Raw genomic sequence first — 15,869 nt, forward strand, 5'->3', positions numbered from 1 at the left:
AATGCTAGAACTCAGAGCAGGACCGAGCACCGCACCAAGGAGCAGCACCATGACCACCTCGCGCATCGCCTCCGCACTGTCCCTCATCGGCGCGGCCTTCATCCTCTACATCGGCCTCAGCTACCTGATCAGCCCGGAGACCATCGCCCCCGGCTTCGGCCTGCCCGCGTGGCCGGACGGCGAGGCGACCGCGTTCATGAACCTGAAGGGCGTCCGCGACACCGTCTTCGGCGTGCTCATCCTGGTGCTGCTCGCCGCGAAGCAGCGCTACGCGCTCGGCATCGCCACCCTGGTCATCGCCCTGGTCCCGGTCGGCGACATGCTGACCGTCCTCGCCTGGAACGGCTCCACCGCCGCTGCCTTCGGCATCCACGGCCTCACCGCCGCGCTCGTCTTCCTCGCCGGCGGCCTGCTGATCCGCGAGCACCAGCTGGCCCAGCGGGCCACCCCGCTGCCCATCGCCGTCCCCGCCTAACCCCACCGCACCCACTGTCCGGTACCGGTTTTCACCGTGCCGGACAGTTCCGCGTCCGGACCCGCTCGCGCAGACCAGAATTCGCACGCACCCGGTGATCCGGCACACAAACCTCCCGCGCCCGATGAATTTTCCGGCGCGCCGCCGTCCACACCACTGAACGCACGACGATCACAGGAGACGACCACCATGTCGACCAAGCCGCACGGACCCGCGTCCTACTTCCCGTCCATCGAGGCCAAGTACGGCCGCACCATCGACGAGTGGCGCACCGCGATGGGCGAGTCCGGCCTGACGTCGCACAAGCCGCTGGTCGAGTGGCTCAAGTCCGAGCACGCCATGGGCCACGGTCACGCCACCGCGCTCGCCCAGTACCACCTCAACCCGGAGAAGTGGGCCTCCTGACCCGAAATGCGCGAAGGGCCCGCAGATCCTGCGGGCCCTTCGTGTTTCACAGTGCAGCTAAGCCGGAACCAGGTCCTTGGTGTCGGGCTCCTGCTGCGGCTGCGCGCCGTGGTCGTCATCGACCATGGTCTGTTCATCGAAGGGCAGCTTGCGGTCGAGAACTTCCTTGACGCGGTCCGCGTCGATGGTCTTGGTCCAGGTGCCGAGGAGCACCGTGGCGACGGCGTTGCCGGAGAAATTGGTGAGGGCGCGGGCCTCGGACATGAAGCGGTCGATACCGACGATCAGGCCGACGCCGTCGAGCAATTCGGGGCGGTGACTCTCCAGCCCGCCGGCCAGTGTGGCCAGGCCCGCGCCGGTGACGCCGGCCGCCCCCTTGGACGCGACGATCATGAACAGCAACAGGCCGATCTGCTCGCCGAGGGTGAGCGGTTTTCCCATCGCATCAGCGATGAACAACGACGCCATTGTCAGGTAAATTGCAGTGCCATCCAGATTGAACGAGTATCCGGTCGGCACAACCACACCCACAGTCGTCCGCTCGATGCCCATGTGTTCCATTTTCGCGATCAACCGAGGCAGTGCCGACTCCGAGGACGAGGTCGCCAGGATCAACAGGTACTCGCGGGCCAGATAGCGAACCAGCTTCAGCACCGACACCCGAGCCACCGCCCACAGCAGCACTCCGAGCACACCGAACACGAATATCAAGCAGGTCAGGTAGAACGCGATCATCAACGTTGCCAACTTCAGCACCGCGTCCAGTCCACTCTTGCCGACCAGGTTGGCGATCGCGCCGAACGCACCGATCGGCGCCAGCCACAGAATCATCACCAGGATGCGGAACACCAGTTTCTGCAGCAACGCCACACCGCGCAGAATCGGCTCGCCGGTCTTGCCCATGGCCTGCACCGCGAAACCGACCAGCAGCGCGACGAACAGGGCTTGCAGCGTGCTCCCCGAGGTCAGCGAGGACAGCAGTGACGTCGGGACGATGCTGTTGAAGAAGTCCCACGTGCCGCCCGCCTTGTGCGCGGTGTCGGTGAGCGACTTGACCGCTTTCGCGTTCTCGCCGACATTCAACCCGGTACCCGGCGAGATCACATTGCCGACGACGAGCCCGATGATGAGCGCGGCGGTCGACATGATCATGAAGTACGCGATGGTCAGCCCGCCGACCTTGCCGACGGTCGCCGCCGAGCGGATCGAGCCGATGCCGAGCACGATGGTGCAGAAGATGACCGGCGCGATCATCATCTTGATCAGGTTGACGAAGATGGTGCCGAGCGGAGCAACCGACACCCCGAAACCGGGCGCCAGCCAACCCACCAGAATGCCCGCGATGACCGCGATGACGACGGCTATATACAGCCAGTGGGTGCGGTCGCGCTTGCGTGGGGGTGCTGCTGGTGTTGCTTGGCTCATACCGAGTGATGTCCTCCGAAGTGGTGCCGACGTGAAGTGCCTCACGCCTTCCAGGCAGAATGATGACGGCCCTGGTGACGCGGGTCACGGTTTGGTGCATTACGTTCAGCGGAGGAAAACAGCTAGTGAGACGTGGTCGGCTATCCCTGGCCGGTCAGGCCTTCGCTCTGCAGCTGATCGTGTTGACCCTGATGGTGGCTGTCGGCGCGGTCCTCGCGGTGGTCGACGCGCGGCGCCACAGCGACGTCACGACCACCCGCGAAGTGAGAGATGTCGCGGTGAGTGTCGCTGAAGCCCCGTCCACCCTGTCCGCCGTGTACACGATCAATCCCACGGCTCGGCTGCAACCGGTGACAGAGCGCATCCGGCATGCGACCGGCATGGATTTCATCGTGGTGATGGCGCCGGATCGCACCCGCTACACGCACACCAATCAGAACATGATCGGCAAGCCGTTCAGCGGAAACATCGACCGCGCCTTGTCCGGGGAGACCTTCACCGAAACCTTCACCGGCACCCTCGGGCCGTCGATCCGGGCGGTGGCACCGGTCTACGACGGCGGGAAGGTGGTCGCGCTGGTGTCGGCCGGGGTGACCCGCGCCAAGATCGGTGATCAGGTCGCCGCGCAGCTGCCGTTGATCCTGGGCATCGCCGCGGCGGGCCTCGCGGTCTCGGGCAGCGGGTCGTTCCTGCTGAGCCGCCGCCTGCGCAGGCAGACCCATGGGCTCGCACCCGACGAATTACGGGCCATGTACGAACAGCACGACGCCGTCCTGCACTCGATCCACGAGGGACTGGTGGTCTTCGGCATGGCGGGCGAGCTGGCCGAGGTGGTCAACGACGAGGCGCGCAGGCTGCTCGAACTGCCCGACGGCGAGGTGCGCCGCAGCGACCTGCCGACCTCGATGCAGCAGATGAGCTGGGGCGTGGTCCGCGACGAGATGCACGTGACCGGCGACCGGATCCTGCTCATCAACCAGGACATCGTCAGCTGGGAGGGCAGGCCGATCGGCACCGTCATGACCATCCGCGACCACACCGAGTTGCGCGCGGTGATGGGCGAACTCGACTCGGTGCGCAGTTTCGCCGAGTCGCTGCACGCCCAGGCGCACGAATCCGCCAACCGGCTGCACACCGTGGTCACCATGGTCGAACTGGGCCGGTATCAGGAGGCGGTGGACTTCGCCACCTCGGAACTGCAACTGTCCCAAGCCCTCATCGATCGACTGCTGAACGCGGTCGGGTCGCCTGCGCTGGCGGCGTTGCTGCTCGGCAAGGTGAACCAGGCGGCCGAGCGCAGCATCGAACTGACCATCACCGAGGACACCGCGCTCGACTCGATCGAGCCGCTGACCCCGCAGGAGATGGTCACCCTGGTCGGCAATCTCATCGACAACGCCATCGACGCCGCCGCCGACAGCCCGTCGGGCTGGGTGGAGGTCACCGTGCGGCACTGCGGCGACGATCCCGAAGCTGTTCGCGCCGAACCAGCTTCGGCCTTGTACGTGCGGGTCGCCGACAGCGGCCCCGGCATGTCCGAGGAGACGTTCGCGCGGGCGTCGCAGCGCGGCTATTCGACCAAGGCCGACCATCACGGGCTCGGCCTCGCACTGGTCCACCGCCTGGTGGCCAGGCACGGGGGAACCATTCGTACCGAACTAGATCCGGAAAGCGCGGTAACCGTGACGATTCCGCGAAAGGACGCACAGTGATCCGAGTGCTGATCGTCGAGGACGAACCACTCATCGCCGAGGCACACCGCGCCTATGTGGACCGCATCGAGGGCTTCACGCCCGTCGGAGTGGCCCACACCGGCCGCGAGGCGATGCGGGCGGCCGCCGAGGCCGCGGCCGAGGGCACGCCGATCGACCTGGTGCTGATGGATATCGGGCTACCCGATGCCAGCGGCTTGGACGTCGCGGCGGCCCTCACCGGCCTGGCGCCCCGGCCCGACGTCATCGCCATCACCTCGGCCCGCGACCTCGCCATGGTGCGCACCGCGGTCTCGCACGGCGTTGTCCTCTATCTCTTGAAGCCGTTCACCTTCGCCGCTTTTCGCGACAAGCTGGACCGCTACCGCGAATTCCGCACGGCGCTGCCCGCAGGCGAGACCGCGGTCTCCCAGCACGACATCGACCGCGCCCTCAGCGCGCTACGCACCCCCGACCAGCGCGCCACCACACCCAAAGGTGTTGCGCCGCAGACCCTCGACGAGATCTCCCGCACCGTCCGCGCCGCCCCCGAGGGCATCACCGCCGCCGACACCGCCACCACCATCGGCGTCTCCCGGATCACCGCCTGGCGCTACCTGGAAAAGCTGGCCGACGACGGATTGGTCACCCGCCGTTCGGATTACGGCCGCGCCGGGCGCCCCAAAACCCGTTACGTCTGGAAAACCCGAGCGTGATTCGCGGCGACCACGCGGGTCACCGGGCTCGCTCCGGTGACCCGCGTGGCGTTTCCGGTGCAGCGGTCAGTTATCGATACCGACGTTCGGCGGGAGATTGTAGAAGGCGGGCTGCATCTCATTGAAATGCGATATCTCCCAGGCGGTTTGGTGCAAGATATCCGGGTCGACGGTACTGAACGGCATCCAGCCCTCCTGATACCAGCGGGTCGCCCCGTCTGCGGGCCTGCTCAGCGCGATCTCGGCGGTGCAGGGGGTGAATCCTTCTTGCAGCGCACGACACGAGTCGTAGATCAGATACTGCACGTCGAGATCCCGGATGATCGGAATCATCTTCATGATGTTGCCGAGCGCGATCGGGAGAGCACGGATGATCTGGCCCTCGATGCCGGGGCCGGCGACCTGCCCGACCCCGATCATGGCATTGAGCAGTTCGCTCAACGACTGGTCGGTGATCGGCCACCGGTTGCCCCGCAGCCCGATCCCGGTGTCGGAGACGTCACGCCAGTCGATCGCGATGGAATTGCGGCCGTCCCATGGTGATACCGCGTCGTTGCGGACCCGGCCCTGCACGGTTTGCCCGGTACCGCCGGGGAACAGCCACGGCATGGCCTTGATGAGCGGATCGAAAACGCCGATCTCGGTGACGGGTGCGAAGAACCGGTTGGTGATCGCGCCGCCGTCGTTGGTCGGTGTATAGAGCCGCTTGCCTGCCCACACCAACTGCCCGAGCTCTTCCGCGAGCCGAGCGAGAATACCCGTGCTGCAACCGAAGTGGTCGGTGATAGCGGGGGTGAGGAGCGCCTTCAGCGCGTTGGCGATCAGGCCCTCGGGGATGTGCAGCCCCCATTCGAGGATGTTCATCACCGTGTCGAGACGTGAACAGGTCGGCACCGCCAACGTCAGCGTGTTGTCGCCGAACATCGGCCCACCCTGACCGAGGAACTTGAAGATGTCGCGCTTGCGATCGTTGCTCGATACCCGGAACGCGACCATGGTCCGGCGCCAGTTGTCGTTGTAATTGGAGCAGGCTTCGCCCAATTCATCCGAGGTCCGGTACATCGCACCGGGATTCGACGCCTTCCACGCCATCGCCAGCGCGTGCGAGCTGGGATTGACCGGGTCGGCGGCGTGCGGGGGCCGAATCGCCGCGGCTTGATCATGATTCGGCACCAGGACGCAGTTGTCGGCCCAGTTCACGGCACCGTCGCTGTCGAAGTCCTGCCAGTACAGCAGCTCCGAGCGCGGCGGCGGATCGTCTGCCGACCAGCCCCCCGGCGGCGACTCGGGCAGAGCCACCGCGTCCGGTATCGGAACCGGCAGAACCGGAGCCTGGTCGGTGCAACCCCAGATGCCACAGGCGACGGGGTCGATGGGGGGCTCTGGCGTTATGGGTGGTTGCGCTGCCGCAACCAGCGGCACGGTCGCCACTACGGCGGTGATCAACGCCGTGAATACCAACTGTCTGGGCATGGGGGTGCCACCCTTCGCGATCGGAGAGGACGAGTCATCAGCACGGATTGACCTGGGCTGAAGCTCCGACAGTTAGAAACTAAACATTCTCTAACTGCGGTTAAGCCGTACTTTAGACGCCAGACAGGCCGGATCGCAACGATTGTCTCAGACAGTTACCGAAGAGAGTCACCCCAATGGCAGAGGCGCGCCGGATATCCGTTGGCACCTACCGCCAATCGAGGCACTACTACCTGCATCTATAGCTGCCCAACAGGCAGCCGGAATCAGTAACCCAGACAGATAGGTCCATCTGGCGACCGAGCCGACGTCACGGATTTCGGCCACGTGCGCAGCATGACCACCGCGCGGCCACAACGGGACCGCCGCGCGTCATCAACCCCCCGCAGAGTGTCTACACCTCCCACAGGACGGGACAACCCTGTGAAAGATGCAGAAGCGCTGCGAGTTCTATGCGGGCAGGTGGTTGTAACCGAATATGTTGATGAAATAGTTGCCGGGAATCAGTTGATTCATGGCATGCCACTGCCCGCCGGGGTCACGCTGGTAGTGACTGACGCCGAAACCCGCGTCGTAGCAGACGATGTCGGCTGTACCGAACGGGCTCCAGTAGGCGCTGGTACCCGGACGGGCAGGCTCGAACGGCGTTCTGAACAGGTGGCTACACGGGGTGATGCTCGGTTCGTAGATCGAAGGTGCCGCCGTGGCGTTCGGCGCCGCGCAGATACCGACAACCCCAGCGAAAACCGCTGCGGACAGGACACCGGAGACGGACTTCCCCATAAACGTTCTCCTCAACTATTCCCATTGGCACAGTGAGCAAAGAAGCGATCCCGCGACGGAGCCCCGGGACCCTGGGCAGCACCCTGCCAGAAGCACCGTCGCGACGAAACCGTTTTCGAGGCAGCGACAATCAGACGTCGGTGGAGAAGCGGATCCCGCCGTCGGGGATCTCGACGCCCGGCCACACCCGCGCGCCCCGTAGTAGTTCGCAGCGCGCGCCCACGTGCGCGCCGTCACCGATGACGCCGTCGCGCACCAGCGCGCGCGGGCCGATGCGGGCGCCGAACCCGATGATCGAGCGTTCGACGGTGGCCCCCGCCTCGATGACCGCGCCGTCGAAGATGACCGCGCCGTCGAGGCGCGCACCCGCGCCGACCTCGGCACCGCGGCCGACGACCGTGCCGCCGATGAGCAGTGCGCCGGGCGCGACACCCGCACCCGGATGGACCAGGGATTCACCGCGCTGGCCCGGCAGGGCGGGCGAGGGCGCGATGCCGCGGACCAGATCGGCGGAGCCGCGGACGAAGTCCTCGGGAGTACCCATGTCGCGCCAGTACGAGGTGTCGACGTGGCCCTGCACGCGGGCACCCTCGGCGAGCAGCTGCGGGAAGACCTCGCGCTCCACCGAGACCGGGCGGCCCGCCGGGATCTTCTCGATGTATTCGCGGCGGAAGACGTAGCAGCCCGCGTTGATCTGGTCGGTCGGCGGATCCTGGGTCTTCTCCAGGAACGCGGTGACCCGGCCGTTCTCGTCGGTCGGCACGCAGCCGAAGGCGCGCGGATCGCTCACCCGCACCAGGTGCAGCGTGACATCGGCGTTCGTGGACTCGTGCGTGTCCAGCACCGCGCCGAGTTCGGTGCCGCCGAGCACGTCGCCGTTGAACACCATCACGGTGTCGGCGCGCAGCTTGGGCAGCACGTTGCGGATACCGCCGCCGGTGCCGAGCGGCTCGGTCTCGGTGACGTACTCCAGCTCGAGGCCGAGCTCCGAACCGTCACCGAAGTGGTCCTCGAACACCTCCGCCTTGAAGGAGGTGCCCAGCACCACGTGCGTGATCCCGGCCTCGGCGATCCGAGCGAGCAGATGCGTCAGGAACGGCAGTCCGGCCGTCGGTAGCATCGGCTTCGGTGCCGAGAGGGTCAGCGGGCGCAGCCGTGTGCCCTGCCCGCCCACCAGGATCACGGCGTCGGTGCCTGCATTTCCTGCCATTCAAGGTCCCCTGTTCACAGTGGATCGATTGTTGCTCGCGCGCCGATCGACACTCGGCTGCGCGCCAGTTCACTCGGGCCGCACCGATTGGTGCGGGCCCTACCTCGATTGTCGCTCGGCCGGGTGACCAGCGAGTCACGCTTTGCACCCTATTGGCTCGCGGTTTGCGCCTGCTAACTCGCGTCCTGCGCATATCGGCGCGCGTCCTGCATACGTCGACTCGCGCCGGACAGCTGCTGGCTTGCGCCCTACGCCTGCTGACTCGCGTCCTGCGCCTGTTGACGCAGCGCAGATCGAACCGCAATCCGGGAGCGCACCGCAAGTCCGGCCCGCAGCGCCAGCCGCAACGGCAGCTGCCACCAGTGCGGATGCCGATCGGCCTGGAACCGGTACGCGCTCGCGTGGTGCGCGGGCAGCATCACCTCGGGGTGCCGTCCCGCGGCGTGCCCCTTCGCGTGGGTGACCTCTGCGGACGGCACGAACACATTGTGCCAGCCCGCCTTGCCCATCCGATCGCCGAAGTCGACGTCCTCCATGTACATGAAGTAGCGCGAGTCGAAGCCGTCGATCGAGTCGAACGCCGCGCGCCGAACCAGCAGGCAGGAGCCGGACAGCCAGCCGACGGCCCGCTCGGAGATCTCTTCGTTGTCCTGGCGGTAGCGCTGGGTCCACGGGTTCGTCTTCCACACCGTGCCGAGGATCGCGTGACCCGCTCCGTCGAGCAGACCTGGCACCCGGCGGGCCGACGGGTAGACACTGCCGTCCGGTTCCAGCACCAGCGGGCCGAGCGCACCGGCCCGCGGCCAGCGCTTCGCGGCGGCGAGCAGCTGATCGATGGAGTCGGTGCCCCAACGGATATCCGGGTTGGCGATCACCACGAACTCGATGTCCGGATCGATCTCGGCGACCGCCCGGTTGATCGCGCCGCCGTAGCCGATATTGCCGCCGGTGCGCAGCAGCCGCACATGCGAATTGGCCTCGGCGATCAGCTCCGGCACCCCGTCGGTCGAGCCGTTGTCCGCGAGGATCACCTGCGGTTTCTCGGTGGTGGCGGCAGCCAGCGTGGTGATGAAGTGCTCGAGGTGCTCGCCCGGTGAATAGGTCACCGTGACGACGGCCAGCCCCTTATGGGCGGAGTCGGATACGTCCACGGCCCGAGAGCCTAGTCGGACAACCGCGCGAGCGCGTCCCCCAGTGCCACCTGCCAGGGCCGCAGCGGCGTCAACCCGGCTTCATCCCAGGCCCGGTGCGACAACACCGAATATGCCGGGCGCGGTGCGGGTCTCGGAAACGCGGACGAGTCACAGGGCCGGACCCGCTCCGGATCGGCGCCGACCCCCGCGAATACCGCCCGCGCCAGGTCGAACCAGCTGGCCTGGCCCGCATTGGTCGCGTGCAGCAGCCGCGGCGCGGCCGGCCGGCCCGCGAGTTCCAGCAGCGCCCCCGCGAGATCGGCGGCGTAGGTGGGTGCGCCGAGCTGGTCGTTCACCACGTCGACGGTGTCGCGTTCGCGCTCCAACCGCAGCATGGTGGCGACGAAATCACTTCCGCGCCCGGCATATACCCACGCGGTGCGCACCACGTGCGACTGCGGGGCGCGGGTCAGCACGGCGTGCTCGCCGGCGAGTTTGGACCGGCCGTAGACGCTGACCGGTCCGGTCGGATCGGTGGTCTCGTAGGGACGATCGTGCACGCCCGCGAACACATAGTCGGTGGACAGGTGAATCAGCCTGGCACCGACCCGTGCACAGGCGGTGGCGAGCACGGCCGGGCCGGTTTCGTTGCCCGCGAATGCCGCGGCCGCATCGGACTCGGCGCGGTCGACTGCGGTGTAGGCGGCACAGTTGATCACCACATCGCCCGGTTCGAGCACGGCGGCGACCGCGCCCGCGTCGGTGATATCGAGGTCACGGCGACCGAACGCGCGAGCGGCAGGCGCCAGGGCGAGCAGTTCCCGGCCGACCTGTCCACCTGCCCCGGTCACCACGAGGCGGGCGGGCGCGGCGGCGCCGGATGCTGTCGAAGCTGTCACGGGTCGAGTCTGGCACGCCGCCACACCTGCGGATTGAGGGTGCCCGGGCCGGTATTCGTTAGCCTTCAGTCAGTTGCCCTCGGCTGACACCCACCCGCGAACATGGGTTTGCTGAAAGGGTGCGGGGGCTACGGAAAGGTGGGGTGGTCGGTCGGACCGTGCTGTCGTAAGAGGGCCCGAGCGTGTCGAAAGGATGTCGTGTTGGCGAGAGGACACAAAGTAGCTGCGGCGGAGGGTTCCGGGTGACCCGGCCACGCAGCACGCAATCGCGGTTACCGGCGGGCGGTCCGCTGCGAGCCGGCGCCGCGGTGCTCGCGGTGGTGGTGCTCGTCATCACCGGCTTCGCCTGGCACAGCGTCGACAGCCTGATCTCCAACATCGAACGCATCGGCAATCTCGGCCTCGGCGGTGGGCGCGACGGCGCCGTCGACATCCTGCTGGTCGGCGTCGACAGTCGCACCGACGCGCACGGCAATCCGCTGAGCGACCGGGAGCGCGCGCTGTTGCACGCGGGCGATGAGGTCGGCACCAATACCGACACCATCGTGCTGATCCGGGTGCCGAACGACGGCCGGTCCGCGACCGCCATCTCCATCCCCCGCGACTCCTATGTCGACATTCCGGATCTCGGCAAGGGCAAGATCAATTCGGCGTACGGCGCGACCAAGGAGACCAAACGCCTCGAGCTGATCAACCAGGGTGTTCCGGAGGCCGACGCGGACAAGCAGTCCACCCAGTCGGGTCGTCAGGCGTTGATCAAGTCGGTGGCCAACCTCACCGGCATCAGCGTCGATCACTACGCCGAGGTGAGCCTGCTCGGTTTCGTGCTGCTCACCGACGCGGTGGGCGGGGTCGAGGTGTGCCTGAACAATCCGGTCGACGAATGGATGTCCGGCGCCGACTTCCCGGCGGGCCGCCAGCGCCTCGACGGCCCGGCCGCGTTGAGTTTCGTGCGGCAGCGGCACAATCTGCCGCGCGGTGACCTCGATCGCATTGTGCGCCAGCAGGTGTTCATGGCGCAGTTGGTCGGGCAGGTGCTCAACGCGAAGACGCTCAGTAATCCAGGGCGGATGAAGCAGCTCAGCGACGCGGTCGGGCGCACCGTTGTGCTCGACGACGACTGGGACGTGCTCGCGTTCCTGCAGCAGTTGCAGGATCTCTCGGGCGGTCAGGTGAGATTCGAGACCATTCCGGTCACCGACCTGAATTACCTGACCACCAGCGGTGAATCGGTGGTGCGGGTCGATCCGGCGGCGGTGAAGTCGTATGTGGGCTCGCTGGTCGACGGTAAGGCCGACAAGACGGAGTCGGACGAGCCCGCGCTGGACCCGGCCACGGTGACGGTCAGCGTGTACAACGCCAGCGGCATCGGCGGCCTGGCCGGTCAGGTCGCACAGGCGTTGAGCGGTAAGGGATTCCACGAGGGTCTGGTCGGCAACTACACCGGCCCGAATGTGTCCGGCAGCCGGGTGCTCGCCGCGAAGACCTCCGACGCCAAAGCCAAGGCGGTGGCCAAGGCGCTCGGTGGGCTGCCGGTGCTCGCGGATACGACGCTGTCGCCGGATTCGGTGAGCGTTGTGCTGGCGAGCGACTATTCTGGTCCGGGCTCGGCGGCAGGAAGCATGTTCGACTTCTCCGGAACGTCGAGCGCCGCCGCGACGCCAGTCCCGCCCGCCCCACCGATCGACGCAGGCCAGAACGGACCGAAATGCGTGAATTAGACAATGCGTGAATTCGACAAGGCGCTCACCCTCACCGAAAAAGTGCTCGATCCGATTCTCGCGCGGGACCCCGCGGGGCCGCGCGTCACCTACTACGACGACGCCACCGGAGCCAGGATCGAGCTGTCCGGGCTCACCCTGGCGAACTGGGCGGCCAAGACGGCCAACCTGATTCGCGACGAGTTCGGCCTGAGTCCCGGCGCCCGGATCGCGGTGCTGCTGCCCGCGCACTGGCAGACCGCCGCCGTGCTGCTCGGCTGCTGGTGGGCGGGCACCGAGGTGGTGCTGCGCCCCGATGAGCACGCCGAACTGGCCCTGGTGACACCCGACCGGCTCGACGACGCGGACGGCGTCGCCGAGGTCGCGGCGCTGTCGCTGGACGCGATGGGCGCGCCGGTGCGCGACCTCCCGATCGGCGTCACCGACTTCGCGACCTCTGTGCGGGTGCACGGTGATCAGTTCCTGCCCGGCGGCGCGGGTGCCGCGCTGGACGGCATGCCGGTGGCCGAGGTGCTCGCCGAAGCGAAGAAATCGGCCATGCGGCAAGGGTTTTCCGAGGGCGACCGGGTGCTGTCGAGCACGCCGTGGGACACCCCCGCCGAACTGATCGACGGGTACATCGCGGTGCTCGCGGCAGGCGCCTCCCTCGTGCAGGTCGTCAACCCCGACCCCGCCCTGCGCGAGCGCCGCATCGAAACCGAACGCGTCACCGCGCAACGGGCCTGATGGTGCCGGCACCTCCTACCACGGTATAGGTGGAAGTCCGACTAGAGGACGTTCCACATGCTGGCCGGGTTCCGTACGGTGGACTTATCGCACAACGACGGAGTTGGTGAATGATGAAGCCGCAGTATTGGTTCCGCTGGTTGTCCGTGCAAGGCGCGCCTCGGTTGGTGTTGCGCCGCCAAGCCAAGCGCGGTGACGCGTTCGCCGAACTGATGGGCGGGCCAGGTGGGTTCGCCGATCCGTATCCGCTCATCGAGCGGTTGCGCGGCCGGGGCAGGCTGATCCGCACCTCGATCTCCTGGGCCACCTTCGACCACGAGCTGTGTCGAGCCATTCTGCGCGACAACCGATTCGGCGTGCGTACCACCGAAAGCTTCGACATCCCCGGTCCGCTCCAGAAGCTGGCCAACTACTTCCCGTTGCCGCCGAACCCGGTGGAGCCACCGTCGATGCTGGTGATCAACCCACCCGAGCACACGAAGATGCGCAAGCCGGTCGCCTCCGCGTTCACCCCGCGCGCCATCGGCAGGCTGCGCGACCGCGTCGAAACGGTCACCGCGGAACTACTCGACGCGCTGCCCGCAGGCGGATCCGCCGATCTGATCACCGCCTTCGCCGCCCAGGTCCCGATCGCGATCATCTCCGAAATGCTCGGCTTCCCCGACTCGGACAAGGACCGATTCCTGCACTGGGGCGATGAACTGACACCGCTGCTCGATGTCGGCATCTCCTGGCGCGCCCACCAGCGCGCGTTGCAGGCCATGGAGGTGATGAACGCCTACTTCGACGAACACATCGCGCGCCTGCGCCGCACCCCGGGCGACGACATTCTCAGCACCCTGGTCACCGCGGGCGAGCTGGACCTGTTCGAGCTCAAGGCCTCGGCGAGCCTGCTGATGGGCGCGGGCTTCGAGACGACCGTGAACCTGATCGGCAACGGGGTGGCGCAGCTGCTCGACCATCCCGAGCAGCTGGCGCGGCTGCGCGCCGAACCCGAGCTGTGGCCCAACGCCATCGAAGAGGTGCTGCGCTTCGACTCACCGGTCCAGACGACAGCGCGCACCGCGATGTGCGACGTGGAGATCGCCGGCGAGCGACTGCGCGCCGGCGACACGGTCGTCCTGTCGCTGGCCGGCGCCAATCGCGATCCCGCGGTGTTCGCCGAGCCGGACCGTTTCGACGTCGGCCGCGCGAATGCCAAGGAGCACTTGTCGTTCAGCAACGGCATCCACGTCTGCCTGGGCGCCAGCCTGGCCCGCATGGAGGGGGTCTACGCGCTGCAAGCTCTGTTCGACCGCTTCCCCGACTTGCAACTGGACGGGCCACCGCAACGCCGGAAGTTGTTCACTCTGCACGGATACGAGCAGATGCCGGTCCGCCTCGGGCGGCGCGCACCCGCCCCCGAACCGACCACCGTCTGACTTCGCCGAGCGGCTCGGTACCTACGAGCCGCACGGCGAGACAACAGGTTTCAGCTGAAACCGACGGCTTGCGCACCCCAGGCGGTGTGCAATTCCGCGTCGGGGTCGTCCACCACCCGATCGACCGTGTCGATCAGCAGCGTGGTGCGGATGTCCGGACGGTACGGCGGCCAGTGTTTCGAACCGTCCAGCGCGGCAGGGACCCCGTGGGTGGCGAAGGCCAACCAGCGCCGCATCATTCGGCCGGACACCTCCATGGCCACCTTACGACCACCGAGCCAGAACGTCGGGTCGTGGTTGAATGAACCGAAATTGCCGAAGACATAAGGCAATTCGGTCGCGTGCCCCGCGCCGACCCGGGCCGCCCGCAGCATCGGCGTCGCGTGGTCGAAGCGGTACATCCAGGTCGGTGAATGCTGCGCGTGCGCGTCGGCCACCCAGTGCGCGGGCATCCGGAACGCGGCGTCGCCGGACATGGCCAGCGCGCCCCTGGTCTTGTCCAGATCCGGGTAGGCCGAGGTGATTTCGGCGATGCGCTCGTGCGAGAGCTCCGGGTGGCTGGCCGCCACATCGTTGAGCATCGCGTTCACCGCGTCCGGGGTCACCGGCATGATCGGCGAACGGAACACCCGGAACAGCGAGGCCTCGTCCTTGTTGGCGCCGATCATCAGCGGTACCCGGTGCGAACGCCCGTGCTGGAACCGCTCGATCGGATAGGTCGGCAGCAGATCGCCGTCGACCACCGGCGCCGCCGCCAGCCTGCCCGGCTCCTTCAACGGGATCTCGTCCAGCAGGATGCCCGCGACCTCCACGATCTTCTCGACCGGCCAGTCGAGCAGTTCGACGGCCCTTTCGGCGGGCAATTCCAGCAATTCCAGGAATCGCCGCGCCACCGCGGCCGCCCGCTCCTGGCCGAATACCGTGGTGGCCGGCGGGCTCTGCGCGATCGCCTTGTGGAACAGCCCGGCCGCGCGCGGCGAGGTCAGCAGCGCGGTAACGCAACCAGCGCCGGACGATTCGCCGAACAGCGTGACATTGCCGGGGTCGCCGCCGAACGCGGCGATGTTGTCGCGCACCCATTCCAGCGCGGCGATCTGGTCGTGCAGGCCGAGGTTCGGCGTGAACGGGCCGGGCAGCGAGGACAGATCGAGGAAACCGAGCGCACCGAGGCGGTAGTTCACGGTGACCACGACGACGTCACCGGTCTCGGCCAGCTTGCGGCCGTCGTAGATGCCCTGCGCGGCCGTGCCGAGGCAGTAGGCGCCACCGTGCAACCAGACCAGCACCGGACGCGGTTCGCCCGTGTCGAAGGTGTGCACCAGGTCGCCGACGTCGCGCCGGGGTGACCACACGTTGAGCCAGAGGCAGTCCTCGCCCATCCGCAGGTCGGAGTCGACGGGGACCATATTGCCCATGGTCTGCGGCGCGATCTCGCCGAAGGTGGCGCAGTCGCGGATCCCGTCCCACTCGGGTGCGGGCCGCGGCGGCATGAACCGATGTGGCCCGCTCGGCGGCGCCGCATAGGGAATGCTGCGCCATACCGCCACCGGACCGTTCCAGCGGCCGCGTACATCACCCGAGGTCGTGGTGGCGACTGGCTCGGCGCCGCGCACTTCCCAGCCCGGCTCCTTCTCGAACTGAGTAGTCATTGTTCGCACCTCCTGCCAGCGATCCATCGGTGTGCTGCCGGTTTGCTCCAGCTGGCCGCGCACCTCGTGATCTCCTATTCGAGGGTACTTACCCACCGGCGACCTGGATATGCGACGCACCAAGCTGAGATCGCGACGGTAC

General features: G+C 67.4%; 14 protein-coding genes. 7 read left to right on the forward strand and 7 right to left on the reverse strand.

Annotated elements, in window-relative coordinates:
• The first annotated feature begins 49 nt into the window (after positions 1–49).
• Together DMB37_RS13825 and DMB37_RS13830 are read left to right on the forward strand one after the other, a co-directional pair.
• Complete coding sequence (locus tag DMB37_RS13825; protein ID WP_135233049.1) at positions 50–475, forward strand: DUF4267 domain-containing protein; 426 nt, start codon at positions 50–52, stop codon at positions 473–475.
• A gap of 189 nt (positions 476–664) precedes the next feature.
• On the forward strand, positions 665–880 hold the full coding sequence (locus tag DMB37_RS13830) for a DUF4287 domain-containing protein (RefSeq protein WP_135233050.1): 216 nt from the start codon (positions 665–667) through the stop codon (positions 878–880).
• 57 nt (positions 881–937) lie between these two features.
• Here DMB37_RS13830 and DMB37_RS13835 read toward each other — a convergent pair whose 3' ends face one another.
• Positions 938–2,305 (reverse strand): cation:dicarboxylate symporter family transporter, encoded by a 1,368-nt coding sequence (locus tag DMB37_RS13835; RefSeq protein ID WP_135233051.1) that lies wholly within the window; start codon positions 2,303–2,305, stop codon positions 938–940.
• A 125-nt stretch (positions 2,306–2,430) separates the two neighbouring features.
• Between DMB37_RS13835 and DMB37_RS13840 the strand changes: the two genes are divergently transcribed.
• Together DMB37_RS13840 and DMB37_RS13845 are read left to right on the forward strand one after the other, a co-directional pair.
• Complete coding sequence (locus tag DMB37_RS13840) at positions 2,431–4,017, forward strand: sensor histidine kinase (protein WP_240772382.1); 1,587 nt, start codon at positions 2,431–2,433, stop codon at positions 4,015–4,017.
• The gene (locus DMB37_RS13845) at positions 4,014–4,712 is read left to right on the forward strand and encodes a response regulator (protein ID WP_107659019.1); all 699 of its coding nucleotides are present in this window, start codon (positions 4,014–4,016) and stop codon (positions 4,710–4,712) included. The genes DMB37_RS13840 and DMB37_RS13845 overlap by 4 nt, the downstream gene beginning before the upstream one ends.
• Positions 4,713–4,778: 66 nt before the next feature.
• Here DMB37_RS13845 and DMB37_RS13850 read toward each other — a convergent pair whose 3' ends face one another.
• The 5 genes from DMB37_RS13850 to rfbD form a co-directional block, all read right to left on the reverse strand.
• On the reverse strand, positions 4,779–6,185 hold the full coding sequence (locus DMB37_RS13850; RefSeq protein ID WP_135233053.1) for a hypothetical protein: 1,407 nt from the start codon (positions 6,183–6,185) through the stop codon (positions 4,779–4,781).
• Positions 6,186–6,635: 450 nt separating this feature from the next.
• Positions 6,636–6,968, reverse strand: coding sequence for a hypothetical protein (locus DMB37_RS13855; protein WP_135233054.1), 333 nt, complete (start codon positions 6,966–6,968; stop codon positions 6,636–6,638).
• 130 nt (positions 6,969–7,098) lie between these two features.
• Complete coding sequence (locus tag DMB37_RS13860; protein ID WP_135233055.1) at positions 7,099–8,178, reverse strand: sugar phosphate nucleotidyltransferase; 1,080 nt, start codon at positions 8,176–8,178, stop codon at positions 7,099–7,101.
• A 248-nt stretch (positions 8,179–8,426) separates the two neighbouring features.
• Positions 8,427–9,329: a glycosyltransferase family 2 protein gene (locus tag DMB37_RS13865; protein WP_186818902.1), complete on the reverse strand. Its 903-nt coding sequence runs from the start codon at positions 9,327–9,329 to the stop codon at positions 8,427–8,429.
• A gap of 11 nt (positions 9,330–9,340) precedes the next feature.
• Positions 9,341–10,210, reverse strand: coding sequence for a dTDP-4-dehydrorhamnose reductase (rfbD, locus tag DMB37_RS13870; protein ID WP_135233056.1), 870 nt, complete (start codon positions 10,208–10,210; stop codon positions 9,341–9,343).
• A gap of 242 nt (positions 10,211–10,452) precedes the next feature.
• Between rfbD and DMB37_RS13875 the strand changes: the two genes are divergently transcribed.
• From DMB37_RS13875 to DMB37_RS13885, 3 genes are all read left to right on the forward strand, one after another.
• Entirely contained in the window at positions 10,453–11,931 is a 1,479-nt protein-coding gene (locus DMB37_RS13875) for an LCP family protein (RefSeq protein ID WP_370465376.1), read from the forward strand.
• 3 nt (positions 11,932–11,934) lie between these two features.
• Positions 11,935–12,657: a TIGR03089 family protein gene (locus tag DMB37_RS13880; RefSeq protein WP_135233057.1), complete on the forward strand. Its 723-nt coding sequence runs from the start codon at positions 11,935–11,937 to the stop codon at positions 12,655–12,657.
• A gap of 113 nt (positions 12,658–12,770) precedes the next feature.
• A complete protein-coding gene (locus DMB37_RS13885; protein WP_135237566.1) occupies positions 12,771–14,078 on the forward strand; it encodes a cytochrome P450 in 1,308 nt (435 codons plus the stop codon).
• A 50-nt stretch (positions 14,079–14,128) separates the two neighbouring features.
• Here the strand turns inward: DMB37_RS13885 and DMB37_RS13890 are convergent, their stop codons facing one another.
• Positions 14,129–15,727, reverse strand: coding sequence for a carboxylesterase/lipase family protein (locus tag DMB37_RS13890; RefSeq protein WP_135233058.1), 1,599 nt, complete (start codon positions 15,725–15,727; stop codon positions 14,129–14,131).
• Between the last annotated feature and the right edge of the window lie 142 nt (positions 15,728–15,869).

It is taken from the genome of Nocardia sp. CS682, assembly GCF_004634405.1.
GTDB classification, from domain to species: domain Bacteria; phylum Actinomycetota; class Actinomycetes; order Mycobacteriales; family Mycobacteriaceae; genus Nocardia; species Nocardia ninae.